This window comes from Vibrio sp. 10N.261.51.C6 (assembly GCF_041471785.1).
GTDB classification, from domain to species: Bacteria; Pseudomonadota; Gammaproteobacteria; order Enterobacterales; family Vibrionaceae; genus Vibrio; species Vibrio crassostreae_C.
This window is the reverse complement of record NZ_JBFRPB010000108.1, coordinates 1-13,438: the sequence shown is the minus strand read 5'-3', so window position 1 is coordinate 13,438 and position 13,438 is coordinate 1. Positions and strand designations below refer to the sequence as shown.

At 44.8% G+C, this 13,438-nt stretch carries 15 protein-coding genes; 1 reads left to right on the top strand and 14 read right to left on the bottom strand.

The features are described from left to right. Positions 1-60 precede the first annotated feature (60 nt). From ptsG to yceD, 14 genes are all read right to left on the bottom strand, one after another. Complete coding sequence (ptsG, locus tag AB4375_RS21220; RefSeq protein WP_017062145.1) at positions 61-1,491, bottom strand: PTS glucose transporter subunit IIBC; 1,431 nt, start codon at positions 1,489-1,491, stop codon at positions 61-63. Between the two features lie 445 nt (positions 1,492-1,936). Further along, positions 1,937-2,704, bottom strand: a complete 768-nt coding sequence (locus AB4375_RS21215; protein WP_017063483.1) for a TatD family hydrolase — start codon at positions 2,702-2,704, stop codon at positions 1,937-1,939. Then, positions 2,695-3,660, bottom strand: a complete 966-nt coding sequence (locus AB4375_RS21210; RefSeq protein WP_372052473.1) for a DNA polymerase III subunit delta' — start codon at positions 3,658-3,660, stop codon at positions 2,695-2,697. The genes AB4375_RS21215 and AB4375_RS21210 overlap by 10 nt, the downstream gene beginning before the upstream one ends. A gap of 6 nt (positions 3,661-3,666) precedes the next feature. Continuing rightward, positions 3,667-4,299: a dTMP kinase gene (tmk, locus tag AB4375_RS21205; RefSeq protein WP_017062148.1), complete on the bottom strand. Its 633-nt coding sequence runs from the start codon at positions 4,297-4,299 to the stop codon at positions 3,667-3,669. A 10-nt stretch (positions 4,300-4,309) separates the two neighbouring features. Beyond that, the gene (gene mltG, locus AB4375_RS21200) at positions 4,310-5,326 is read right to left on the bottom strand and encodes an endolytic transglycosylase MltG (protein ID WP_017062149.1); all 1,017 of its coding nucleotides are present in this window, start codon (positions 5,324-5,326) and stop codon (positions 4,310-4,312) included. Further along, positions 5,323-6,201: an aminodeoxychorismate lyase gene (gene pabC, locus AB4375_RS21195; RefSeq protein ID WP_065583975.1), complete on the bottom strand. Its 879-nt coding sequence runs from the start codon at positions 6,199-6,201 to the stop codon at positions 5,323-5,325. Before pabC ends, mltG begins: the two co-directional genes overlap by 4 nt. 104 nt (positions 6,202-6,305) lie before the next feature. Next, positions 6,306-7,550, bottom strand: coding sequence for a beta-ketoacyl-ACP synthase II (fabF, locus tag AB4375_RS21190; RefSeq protein ID WP_010437291.1), 1,245 nt, complete (start codon positions 7,548-7,550; stop codon positions 6,306-6,308). 93 nt (positions 7,551-7,643) lie between these two features. Then, complete coding sequence (acpP, locus tag AB4375_RS21185; protein WP_004737381.1) at positions 7,644-7,877, bottom strand: acyl carrier protein; 234 nt, start codon at positions 7,875-7,877, stop codon at positions 7,644-7,646. 155 nt (positions 7,878-8,032) lie between these two features. Next, a complete protein-coding gene (gene fabG, locus AB4375_RS21180) occupies positions 8,033-8,767 on the bottom strand; it encodes a 3-oxoacyl-ACP reductase FabG (protein WP_029235138.1) in 735 nt (244 codons plus the stop codon). Between the two features lie 25 nt (positions 8,768-8,792). Further along, the gene (gene fabD / locus AB4375_RS21175; RefSeq protein WP_017063479.1) at positions 8,793-9,716 is read right to left on the bottom strand and encodes an ACP S-malonyltransferase; all 924 of its coding nucleotides are present in this window, start codon (positions 9,714-9,716) and stop codon (positions 8,793-8,795) included. 80 nt (positions 9,717-9,796) lie between these two features. Next, complete coding sequence (locus AB4375_RS21170) at positions 9,797-10,747, bottom strand: beta-ketoacyl-ACP synthase III (protein WP_017054985.1); 951 nt, start codon at positions 10,745-10,747, stop codon at positions 9,797-9,799. Between the two features lie 5 nt (positions 10,748-10,752). Further along, entirely contained in the window at positions 10,753-11,778 is a 1,026-nt protein-coding gene (gene plsX / locus AB4375_RS21165; protein WP_372052472.1) for a phosphate acyltransferase PlsX, read from the bottom strand. Positions 11,779-11,787: 9 nt separating this feature from the next. Beyond that, positions 11,788-11,958, bottom strand: coding sequence for a 50S ribosomal protein L32 (rpmF, locus tag AB4375_RS21160; RefSeq protein ID WP_004737376.1), 171 nt, complete (start codon positions 11,956-11,958; stop codon positions 11,788-11,790). A 35-nt stretch (positions 11,959-11,993) separates the two neighbouring features. Continuing rightward, entirely contained in the window at positions 11,994-12,521 is a 528-nt protein-coding gene (gene yceD / locus AB4375_RS21155) for a 23S rRNA accumulation protein YceD (RefSeq protein ID WP_017062153.1), read from the bottom strand. Positions 12,522-12,670: 149 nt separating this feature from the next. On the opposite strand from yceD, the gene AB4375_RS21150 reads away from it, so the two are divergent. After that, positions 12,671-13,252, top strand: coding sequence for a nucleoside triphosphate pyrophosphatase (locus AB4375_RS21150; protein ID WP_017062154.1), 582 nt, complete (start codon positions 12,671-12,673; stop codon positions 13,250-13,252). Positions 13,253-13,438: the final 186 nt, after the last annotated feature.

The window sequence follows — 13,438 nt, the reverse complement described above, 5'->3', positions numbered from 1 at the left end:
CGGCGCACAAACAAAAAAGGAGGCCTTTCCGGCCTCCTTTCGATTTATTGAATCAGAGAATTAACCGTTGTTACGGATCCACTCATCCATGTCTGTCTTAAGGTTGTCAGACTTAGTACCGAAGATAGCTTGTACGCCACCCGCTACTACTACAACACCTGCAGCGCCTAGTTTCTTCAGCTTGTCTTGGTCAACAAGAGCTGTATCAGCTACTGCAACACGTAGACGAGTAATACAAGCGTCAAGACCAGTGATGTTCGCTTTGCCACCGAATGCAGCAACTAGCTCACCAGCAAGTTCAGAACCAGTCGCAACTGACTCTTCTTCAGTCTCGTCTTCACGGCCTGGAGTTTTAAGGTCTAGAGCTTTAATCACAGTGCGGAATACGATGTAGTAAATTGCAGCGTAAGCAATACCACATACAACCATTAGGCCCATCTTAGACGCGTTGCCAGATAGAACTAGGAAGTCGATTAGACCGTGTGAGAAAGATGTACCGTGTACAAAACCTAGAGTGTTCGCAAGAACGTATGCAGAACCAGCTAGTAGAGCGTGGATTGCGTACAGTACTGGAGCAACGAATAGGAAAGAGAATTCGATTGGTTCAGTGATACCCGTTAGGAATGAAGTCAACGCAGCAGAAGCCATGATGCCCATTACTTTAGCGCGGTTTTCAGGCTTAGCTGAGTGTGCAATCGCGATTGCAGCAGCAGGTAGACCGAACATCTTGAACATGTAACCACCAGCTAGCTGACCGAAGCCATTGCCCGCTGCACGAGATGCGTCATCAGCAACTAGGTAACAAGTAAGAACACCGTTTTGAGTTTCGCCAGCAGCGTTTACACAAGTACCAGCTTCAAAGAAGAAAGGTACGTTCCAAACGTGGTGAAGACCAAATGGAATTAGAGAACGCTCAACGATACCGTAGATACCAAACGCCACTTGTGGGTTTTGGTGAGCAGCCCAATCAGAAAACGCAGAGATAGCGCCGCCAACTGGTGGCCATACTACAGATAGTAGGATTGCTAGACCAATCGCAGAGAAACCTGTGATGATTGGCACAGCACGCTTACCAGCGAAGAAGCCAAGGTACTCTGGTAGTTGAATACGGAAGAAACGGTTGAATGCCCAAGCAGCAACACCACCGACTAGGATACCACCTAGTACACCAGTATCGATTTTATCAACGCCCATTACACCAGCCATTACGCCAAGTGTAGCAGTCATGATGCCGTAACCAACGATAGCAGCTAGACCCGCTACACCATCGTTGTTAGTAAAGCCAAGTGCAACACCTACTGCGAACAGTAGTGCCATTTGACCGAATACTGAACCACCAGCTTGTTCCATTAAGTTTGAAACGATTTCTGGAATGAAAGGAAGATCTGCTGCACCGACACCTAGCAAAATACCCGCAACTGGTAAAACTGATACTGGAAGCATCAGAGACTTACCAACTTTCTGCAGGCTAGCAAAAAGGTTCTTAAACATGTTTATGCTCCTGATAAAGATAAAATAATTATATAGGGTTCTAACGGCACACCCCCGTAGCCTATATGTTAGCACCCTGCGAAAATGTAACCATGTATTGCATTATATTTTCTGCCGCTAAATATATATTGATGGGGAACTAACTTTCTAGTCACTTACGAAATTTAGTTTCAAAACACGTCTTGGATCACATGTCAAATCTAGAAATGCAATCCTTTACAAGCATTTAATTAATTGAAAAATATAAGTATTTTTCAAGAGCCCTATTATTTTACTGAGTAAATAAAATAGGAGCGAATGTTATTTTTAGTAACAAAATTACAAATGTTATAATTAGCGCTCTCAAGTTCAACATAATTCGTAAACATTAAAAAAAAACGTATTTTTGGTGATCAAAAACACAAAAAGGGAGCTTTTGCTCCCTTTTATTTGTTTACTTAGATTTTTATCGCAAAAAAAGTTTTTGGTAATTTTTGGTCGTTTGTTCGGCAACCTCTTTCATCGACACACCTTTTAATTGCGCAATGTAGGCCGCCACTTCGACGACATATGCAGGCTGATTCTGCTTTCCACGATATGGAATGGGCGCCAAGTATGGAGAATCCGTCTCGATAAGCAACCTGTTTAGCGGTAGGTTTTTAACAACTTCTTTAAGTTCTGTAGCCTGCTTAAAGGTCACAATGCCTGAAATTGAGATATAGAAACCTAGTTCCATTGCTGCTTCTGCGAATGCTTGATCTTCGGTAAAGCAGTGAATCACACCGCCACACTTCTCAGCTCCGCCATCACGTAAAATAGCTAATGTGTCTTCACGTGCGTTACGAGTGTGAATGATCAAAGGTTTATTCAGCTCAACGGCTAACTCAACATGCTGCTTAAATCGTAGCTGTTGCAGCTCCGCCGTCTCTGGTTGGTAGTGATAATCTAAACCTGTCTCTCCAATCGCCACAACCTTAGGGTTGCTCGCGTATTCACGCATTGTCTCTAGGCTGAAATCACTTTCAACATCGAGAGGGTGAACGCCACAAGAGGCTTTAACGTTATCAAACGGCGAGATCATCTCGAGCATATTTTCAAACGAATCGAGTGTCACACCGACAGAAAGCAATTGGTCTACATTAGCAGCCTTCGCCTTGTTAACCACATCTTCTACGCTGGTGTGTAAATCTTGGTAATCCAGTTTGTCTAAATGACAGTGGGAATCTACGAACATGTTTCCTCGCAAGTGGCTATCAGCCAATTCATTATGAGTAGCTCCGTATTGAGCCCAGGGTGTTGCTTTAACTGCTCAATCAATGTCAGCAGTTTATTCGATGCTGCATAAGCACTTTGATAAGACATCGCCTCACACAGTGCTTTCGCACTCGGAGTGAAAGCCTGATTCGCCAAACCAAAATGCAGCTTCTGTACATCTGACAATAGATGCCAAAGCCAGCCAAGTTGAATCAAAGGGTCTTTGCTAAGCTCTGTAGAGAACTCTAGCATGTCAGGTTGAGTGCCTTTTATCACATTCACAAAGCCATCGAGCGCTTTTGTTGAAGCTTCAACGCCACCTTGCTCAAACATCGCTTTTGCTTTTAAAGGCGCGTTGTCATTGAGTGCTAAAATATACTGCGGTACCGCTTTGCCCACTTCACCATCTAACCACGCTGATGCTGTCTCTAACTGCGGACTAACCACATTGAATTGCTGACAACGGCTAATAATAGTCGGCATTAAGCGATTACTGTTACGAGTAGACAGAATGAAGATGCACTTGCTTGATGGCTCTTCCAGAGTTTTCAATAGTGCGTTGGAAGCCGATTCGTTCATTGCTTCAGCAGGGTTAAGCAAAATAACGCGCAAACCACCTAACTGAGAAGACTCTTGAGCCCAGCGGTTACTGGCACGCACTTGATCAACCGTGATCGACTTACCTTCTTTCTCGGGTGAGATCACATGAAAATCAGGATGACTGCCCGACTTCATTAACTCACAGCTGTGGCAAAACCCGCACGACTCGCTTTCATAGTTCGTGCACATCAATGCGTCGGTAAGTTGGCTAATCAAAGCATCAACGCCGAGCCCTTCCGGTGCATTAACAATCACAGAGTTAGGAAAACGCTCCGCATCGAGACTTTTTTTCCACTCACTCCATACCGGTGTGAGCCAAGAATACACTTCAGCCATGACTACCTACTGTTTGTCGAGCCAAGCAGTTAGCGCGACTTTAATATCAGCGGCTACTTGCTCAATTTCTTGCTGCGCGTTAATCACAAGTACAGAATCATCTTGTTCTGCAATTTCTAGATAGCGCTCACGCGTGCGGTCGAAAAATGAGATGTCCATCTTTTCAATTCTATCAAGCTCACCACGGCCTCTAGCACGCTCTAGCCCTACTCTAGGGTCTAGGTCCAAATATAGCGTTAGATCGGGTTTAAAGCCGCCTAGCGTGGTTGCTTTCAGTGATTCCATAGTCGTGCGCGCGATCTGGCGACCACCACCTTGGTATGCCTGTGAAGACATATCATGACGATCACCCAATACCCATTGACCATTGGCGAGTGCCGGCTTGATGACGTTCTCGACTAATTGAACACGTGCTGCATACATCAACAGCAATTCAGTCATGTCTTGAAGCTTCTCGCCTTCGTGCTCTTCTTTAACCAATGAACGCATCTTTTCAGCTAAGACAGTACCACCCGGCTCGCGAGTATTAACAATATCTTCAACACCCGATGCTTTTAATGTCTCAACGATGGCATTGATTGCTGTGCTTTTGCCAGCGCCTTCAAGGCCTTCAACCACGATAAATTTCGACTGATTCATAATTATTTCTTTATCTGTTTTTTCTTAATTGCTTTAAGTAAGCTCGCACTGCACGGTTATGCTCAGTCAAACTCTTTGAAAATACGTGCCCACCTGTTCCACTCGCAACGAAATACAAGTAGTTGCTCTTCTCTGGATTCAACGCCGCGTTGATAGACGCTTTGCCTGCCATAGCGATAGGTGTCGGTGGCAAGCCACTCATTGTATAGGTGTTGTAAGGCGTTGGCGTGCGTAAGTCTTTCTTACGGATGTTGCCATCGTAGCTGTCACCCATGCCATAGATAACCGTTGGGTCAGTTTGCAAACGCATACGCTTGTTTAGACGGTTAACAAACACAGAAGAAACACGCTCACGTTCTGACGCAACAGCGGTCTCTTTCTCAATGATAGATGCAAGAATTAACGCTTCGTATGGCGATTTAAGAGGCAGCTTATCCGCTCGATTTTCCCACTCTTCATTCACCACGCTCATTAGGTCTCGATGCGCGCGCTTCAACAAATCTAAATCAGTGGTGCCGTAGGTGTAGTGATACGTTTCTGCTAAGAAGAGACCTTCTAGCTTTTCGTTTTCAATACCCAACTTTTCAGCGATCTCTTTTTCAGAAACGCCATCCAATGTCTGTTGAATGAATTCGTTGTCTTTTAGCTGAACAAGCCATTCGTCAAAACGACTGCCTTCAACAAAGGTAATAGTAAACTGGTGTTCTTTCCCTTCTACAAGCACCTGTAGCGCTTGCTCTAAGGTTAAACCCGGTTCAAGCAGGAAAGTACCCGCTTTTACGTCTACAAGCTCAGGATGTAACTTACGGATTAATTTCTCGTAAGGAGAAGCCTCAAACAGCCCCTCGTTAATCAACTGGGCCAGAACGCGGTTAAAGCTGCTACCTGAAGCAACAGTCACGACTTGTGGTTTTTCTAATTGAATAACTTGTTTCAGGTTATCTTGCGCTTGGTTGTAAACATAAAAACCAGCAGCACCGGCTGCAATTAAGCACAAGATAATAAAAATAAATAACTTTTTGATCACGAGTTTAGTTGTCCTTGAAGGCTACGAGTAACGGTTCCAATGTTAAATTGGGTATCACTAATACGGGTAACTGGGGCAACCCCTAAAATGGAGTTTGTCATGAAAACCTCATCAGCTTGCATGAGTTGAGATAAGCAATAGTCACTAATTGTAACGGAAAGTTCAGCCTGATTCAGCGCGGTTAACACTTGCTTACGCATAACCCCCGCGACACCACTTTGAGTGAGTTGAGGTGTGTATATCGACTGACCTTTGCGCCAGAACAGATTGGCCATGGTGGTTTCAATCACATTGCCCGATATATCAAGAACCACACCATCCACTTCATTAGCTTGATCCATTTCATCTTTCATCAAAATCTGCTCAAGGCGATTATTGTGCTTATGGCCAGCCAGTAGTGGGCTCAAACCTAGCGCTTGATGGCAGATACCGAGTTCAACACCGGAGTCTTGCCACGCTGAATAATGGCTTGGGTAATCAAAGGTACTGATGGTGATTGTCGGCTTGGCGATATTCTTGGTACTGTAGCCACGCCCACCCGCTCCACGACTAACGTGCAGCTTGATCCCTGCTTTTTGATTATGAGGCTTGTTGGCGTTATGGAGCTTCTTTGAACCATCAAGGCTCTTTGTGCCATGAAGAGCGTTATGTTGGATGTGTTGAAGCGCAGTATCGAGCCAAAGACTAACAACATCCCAATCAAGAGCAGAAATGCGTAGTGCTTTAAGGCACTCGTCGACACGGTGCTGATGATCGTGAAGATGTTGTATCTCACCATCACTCACGAGCATTGTCGTAAAACAGCCGTCTCCGTACTGAAACGAGCGATCCAAAATATCGATAGTTTGCTGGCTTTCTCCATCAACCCAAAACATGTTTTTCCCCATAAAAAGAAACGGCTCAATGCTAAAGCATCAAGCCGTTTAAAAACAAGTCTAATTGTGACTATCTACGAGTGTTTACGTCTTTAATAAGATGATTAAATCTTTTTGAAGATCAAACAGCCGTTTGTACCACCGAAACCGAATGAGTTACATGCAGCATATTCCATGTTGCTAACTTCACGCGCAGTGTGAGGTACTAAGTCAATATCTAAGCCTTCTTCAGGATCATCTAGGTTGATTGTTGGTGGAACAATTTGGTCAACCAGAGACATAGCCGTGATGATAGCTTCAGCAGAACCAGCAGCACCTAGAAGGTGGCCTGTCATTGATTTCGTAGAAGAAACCAATACTTGCTTGCTGCCTGCTTCGCCAAGAGCACGCTTGATGCCCTTAACTTCCGCTACGTCACCTGCAGGAGTCGAAGTACCGTGTGCGTTTACATAACCGATTTGTTCACCAGTAATGCCAGCATCACGCATAGCCGCTTCCATTGCTAGTGCGCCACCTGAGCCATCTTCACTTGGAGATGTCATGTGGTAAGCGTCACCCGACATACCGAAGCCAACTAGCTCACAGTAAATCTTAGCGCCACGAGCTTTCGCATGTTCGTACTCTTCAAGAACCATCATGCCTGCACCGTCGCCAAGAACGAAGCCATCACGGCCTTTGTCCCATGGACGAGAAGCTTTTTGAGGCTCATCGTTACGAGTAGAAAGTGCTTTAGCCGCACCAAAACCGCCCATACCTAGTGGAGTTGATGCTTTTTCAGCACCACCCGCTAGCATTGCGTCTGCATCGCCGTATGCAATCATACGAGCCGCGTGACCAATGTTATGTAGGCCAGTCGTACATGCAGTAGAAATCGCGATGTTTGGACCGCGTAGGCCACGCATGATAGACATGTGACCAGCAATCATATTCACGATCGTCGACGGTACGAAGAACGGGCTGATCTTACGAGGGCCTTTTTCAGTTAGAGCTTGGTGACCGGCTTCGATCAAACCAAGACCACCAATACCAGAACCGATAGCAACGCCTACACGAGGAGCGTTTTCTTCAGTAATAGTTAGGGCTGAATCATCTAAAGCTTGAATACCTGCTGCGACGCCGTACTGGATGAACAAGTCCATCTTACGAGCATCTTTTTTAGTCATATACTCTTCGCAGTTAAAGTCTTTAACTAGACCTGCAAAACGAGTTGAGAAATTGGTTGCATCAAAATGATCGATATTAACGATACCACTTTGACCAGCTAGCAGGGCTTTCCAAGAAGATTCTACAGTGTTGCCTACCGGTGACAACATACCCATGCCAGTGACAACTACACGACGCTTGGACACGATTTTACACTCCGGGGATTGAGGTGATTTAAGATGAGGATAGATGAGTTAGATAAAACACAGGCGGTCGAGGTGACCGCCTGGGAGAGATTATTACTGAGCGCTAGTTACGTAATCGATAGCTGCTTGAACAGTAGTAATTTTCTCAGCTTCTTCATCTGGGATTTCAGTGTCGAATTCTTCTTCTAGAGCCATTACTAGCTCTACTGTGTCTAGAGAATCTGCACCTAGGTCATCAACGAAAGAAGCTTCGTTTTTAACTTCAGCTTCGTCTACACCTAGCTGTTCAACAATGATTTTCTTTACGCGTTCTTCGAGGTTGCTCATTTTTTCTTTTCCTTTACAGAGTTCGCTTTATGCGATGTTTTCCGTAGTTTATTCAATCTATTGAAAGTTGCAAGGTCAACTTTTCTGGTCAAACCACAATTTTCACGATTTTAACCGAAATTACGTATGATCTTGACTTAAATGTTGCACATAATTTACACCATGTACATACCGCCATTGACGTGAAGTGTTTCACCTGTGATATAAGCTGCCGCAGGTGACGCCAAAAATACCACAGCTTCAGCGATTTCGCGAGGGTCACCTAGTCGACCTGCTGGTACATTCGCCAAAGTTGCTGCACGTTGGTCATCATTTAGCGCTTTAGTCATGTCAGTTTCGATGAAACCAGGAGCTACAGTGTTCACTGTAACGCCACGAGACGCAACTTCACGAGCCATTGATTTAGTAAAACCAATTACGCCTGCTTTTGCAGCTGCGTAGTTAGCTTGACCAGCGTTACCCATAGTACCTACTACAGAACCAACGTTTACGATACGGCCTTGACGTTTCTTCATCATGCCACGCAATACAGCTTTAGACATGCGGAAGATAGGCGTTAGGTTAGTATCGATGATGTCATTCCATTCGTCGTCTTTCATACGCATCAGTAGGTTATCACGAGTGATACCTGCGTTGTTAACTAGAATGTCAATCGCACCGAATTCATCGTTGATGGTTTTCAGTGTAGCAGCAATTGAGTCAGTATCCGTTACATTAAGAGCAAGACCTTTACCGTTCTCACCAAGGTACTCGCTGATTGCAGCTGCGCCGCCTTCAGATGTCGCAGTACCGATAACTTTAGCACCACGCTCAACTAAAAGTTCAGCGATTGCACGACCGATGCCACGGCTTGCGCCTGTAACTAGTGCAACTTTGCCTTCTAAATTCATCATAACTTCTCTATTAAGTGGTTATTTACTTAGCAGCTTCTAGTGATGCAGTGTCATTAACTGCAGCAGCTGTCATAGTTTTTACGATTCGTTTTGTTAGACCAGTAAGAACTTTACCAGGGCCTAATTCAAGTAGCTTCTCAACGCCTTGCTCATTCATCGCTTGTACGCCTTCAGTCCAACGAACTGGGCTGTACAGCTGACGAACAAGTGCGTCTTTAATTTTTGCAGGATCTGTTTCAGCGATAACATCAACGTTATTGATAACAGGCAATGCTGGCGTGTTGAACTCTAGAGCTTCTAGAGCCACTGCTAGCTTATCTGCTGCTGGCTTCATCAGTGCACAGTGAGACGGCACAGAAACAGGTAACGGAAGTGCACGCTTAGCGCCCGCTTCTTTACAAAGTGCACCAGCACGCTCTACTGCAGCTTTGTTACCCGCGATAACAACTTGGCCAGGAGAGTTAAAGTTAACTGGAGACACAACTTCGTCTTGCGCAGCTTCTTCACACGCTTTAGCAATCGCTTCATCGTCTAGACCGATGATTGCGTACATTGCACCAACACCTGCAGGAACCGCTTCTTGCATCAGTTGACCACGTAGTTCAACCAGCTTGATCGCTTCTTTAAAGTCGATAACGCCGGCACATACAAGAGCAGAATATTCACCTAGGCTGTGACCTGCTAGATTTACAGGTTGCTCTAGGCCAAGCTCTTGCCATACACGCCAAATTGCAACAGACGCTGTTAATAGAGCCGGTTGAGTGCGAAAAGTTTCATTTAGATTTTCTACAGGACCATCTTGAACCAATGCCCATAGATCGTAACCAAGTGCTTCTGAAGCTTCAGCAAATGTCTTTTTAACAACATCATACTGTTCGCCTAGGTCAGCAAGCATACCGATAGCTTGAGAGCCTTGGCCTGGGAATACGATAGCAAATTTGCTCATTGTAATTTTCCTTTAAGCAAAGCAAAAAATTGAATAAGGCACATAAGTTATGTGCCTTGTTTGTTGATTATCGCTTGGGGTTAGAATTTAACTAACGCAGAACCCCAAGTGAAGCCGCCGCCAAATGCTTCAAGTAGAAGCGTTTGACCACGTTTAATTCGCCCGTCGCGAACAGCCTCATCTAGGGCCGTTGGTACGGTAGCTGCCGACGTATTGCCATGCTTATCAAGAGTAATCACTACTTGATCAAGCGACATCGTCAGCTTTTTAGCGGTTGCCGAGATAATACGGTAGTTCGCTTGGTGTGGAACTAACCAATCAAGCTCTGACTTATCCATATTGTTCGCCGCTAAGGTGTCTTTAACTAGCTTAGAAAGCTGAGTTACCGCCACTTTAAATACTTCGTTGCCCGCCATGTGCAGCCATTTGTCTGCATCACCGCCGCGCTCTGGTACTTCTAGGCTTAGAAGCTCACCGTATTTACCATCAGAGTAAATATGAGTAGACAAAATACCTGGCTCTTCGCTTGCGCCTACAACCACCGCGCCTGCTGCATCACCAAATAGGATGATAGTAGAGCGGTCAGTCGGATCACAGGTTTTTGACAGTGCATCAGCACCAATCACCAAAACATTTTTACACATGCCAGTCTTGATGTGTTGATCAGCAACAGACAATGCATAGACGAAGCCAGAGCATGCCGCAGCCAAATCAAACGCAGGGCAACCTTTGATACCAAGTTTGCCTTGTACCTGACATGCCGAAGACGGAAATGTATGGCTACTGCTGGTTGTCGCAACGATGATTAAATCAATCTCTTCTTTGTCGATACCTGCCATTTCAATGGCATTTTCAGCAGCGTAAAACGCCATATCAGCAACGGTTTCGTTTTCCGCTGAAATACGACGCTCTTTAATACCTGTTCTAGCAACGATCCACTCATCGCTAGTCTCTACCATTTTCTCTAAGTCTGCGTTAGTACGCACCTGAGATGGCAAGTAGCTGCCAGTACCTAAAATTTTGCTATACATGAAGACTAATAATGCCTCTCGAGTAAAACCGCTTCCAAACGATCGCTAATGCGGCTGGGGACTTGTCGTTTGACCTCGTGTACTGCTTCACCAATCGCGTTGACGACTGCAGACACATCAGCACTTCCATGACTTTTAATGACAATGCCGCGCAATCCTAACAAACTTGCGCCGTTATACTGGTCGGGGTTCAAGGTTTTTAATTCAGTAAATAGCTCAGAAAACAGCATTCTGGCTATCCAACCCTTTATTGTTGAAGCTATCATGCGCGTTTTTAGCTTATCAATAAAGAGCTGAGCCGTACCTTCGCACGTTTTTAAGCAAACATTGCCCACAAAACCATCACATACGACGACATCAGCAGCATCTTGAAGTAATTGATTACCTTCAATATAGCCTATGAAGTTCACAGACTGAGTATTAGACAACATTTCAGCGCATCGTTTTACAAGGTCATTGCCTTTAATTTCTTCTGCACCGATATTCAAGATAGCGACACGTGGTGCGCGACCTAAATGTTGTTCTGCTAATGCACTGCCCATGACAGCAAACTGAAACAGTGAATCTGCGTCACTAGAAACGTTCGCCCCTAAATCAAGCATCCATGTGCGATTTCCGGATGCAGTAGGCAAAGCTGAAACCAATGCAGGCCTATCAATACCGGGAAGAAGCTTGAGTCTGAAACGGGATAAAGCCATCAATGCGCCAGTGTTACCACCACTCACACAAGCATCAGCCTGTGATTCGGCAACCAGATCGATAGCGGCACGCATAGAGCTACCCTGACTATTACGTAAGGCTAGTGAAGGTTTTTCAGAATTGGAAATGACTCGATCACAATGCTGGATACTCAAACGAGAATCAGGCATTCGACCTAATGAAGATAATTGAGATGTGATCGCGTTTCGATCACCTATTAGAATGACTTTTAGCTCTGGGAAATACGACAGTGCCTGCACGGCGGCAGGCACTGTTACACGAGGACCGAAGTCCCCGCCCATTGCATCAAGCGCAACGGTTAGATTTTGCAAAGGTCAACCTTACTTGTTGATAACCTTTTTGCCGCGGTAAAAACCTTCGGCAGTCACGTTGTGACGTAGGTGAGTTTCACCTGAAGTTGCGTCTACAGAAAGTGCAGCTGTAGTTAGCGCATCGTGTGAACGACGCATGCCACGCATTGAACGTGATTTCTTGCTCTTTTGTACGGCCATTGACCCTACTCCTATGTAAATTCTTAAAGAAGCAATTACTTCTTTAAGCTTTTTAAAACATCAAATGGATTCGGCTTTTTGTCTTCCTCAATTTCTTCAGGAAGTTCACCAAACACCAAGTTATTTGAGTTAACGCTACATTTCGCATCGTCGTGCATTGCTATTTGTGGCAATCCAAGGATGAACTCGTCTTCAACTAATTGAATCAGGTCTAACTCACCGTACTCGTTCAGATCTACCAAATCGTACTCTTCCGGTGCTTCCTCTTCACTTTTCTCACTGTAAACAGGAGTATAAGTAAATTGGACATCGCACTCATGTGCGAAAACCTCATTACAACGTTGACACTCTAAATCGACTTCGACGTTAGCTTTACCAGAGATAACGACTAATCGTTGTTCATCAAGCCCAAATGACATTGAGACTTGCGCGTCACGTTTTACGCCTTCAGTTGCTTCAGTTAAACGCTTCAAAAGACTGACCTGGATGATACCATCCATATCGAGTCGTTTTTGAGCCGTTCTTGCCGGATCAACTGTACGCGGTATTTTTTCCTTTTGCATAGGGCGCGAATCTTATCTTCCAAATCGTGTTTAGTCAAAGGAAATGGCAAAAAAAATGTACTTTCCTGCCTTTCCTATTCAGAGCATTATGAATAGCAGGACAAGTTACGTTATCCTGAGATAAATGCTTCCTTGAATTGTAAATTAAAATGAGAAATTACCAACTAGTTTTAGCCTCTACATCACCATTTAGGCAAGAGATCCTCAAAAAACTACAGTTAAGCTTCATTACAGCCAAGCCAGACTGCGATGAAACGCCGCTTCCAGAAGAGACACCACAACAGTTGGTGATGCGCCTTGCTGAGACCAAAGCTAAGTCTTGTGTTGTGGAGCAACCTAGCTTAGTCATTGGTTCTGATCAGGTTTGTGTGATTGATGGAGAGATCATTGGTAAGCCTCACACTCGAGAAAAAGCGATCGAGCAGTTATCTCGTCAAAGCGGCAAGAGCATTACTTTTTATACTGGGCTTTCGGTTTGGAACAACGAGACCAATGAAGCTGACACACGTCTCGACACCTTTGTAGTGCATTTCCGCGATTTAACTAAGCAACAGATCATGAGTTATGTTGAAAAAGAGCAGCCTTATTACTGCGCAGGTAGCTTTATGTGTGAAGGGTTAGGCATCGCGTTGTTTAAACAGATGGAAGGGAAAGACCCAAATACTTTGATCGGCTTACCGCTGATCGATCTAGTCGATATGTTAGAAGCGCAAGGAATGGGTGTACTATAACGGATACGCTCTCTTTGTTAGAGATTCCCTACTCCTTCCTTCGTCAGTCTAGGGAATGGCGGAACACGCAATTTTATCTAACCAACTAATGATATAGAGCGTGATTTTAAAAAGTCGTCATCCTCAAGAGCGAGGAACGAGCGACTTGGGGATCTTCTACAACAGATGAATCGAGTAGGAGGAGGC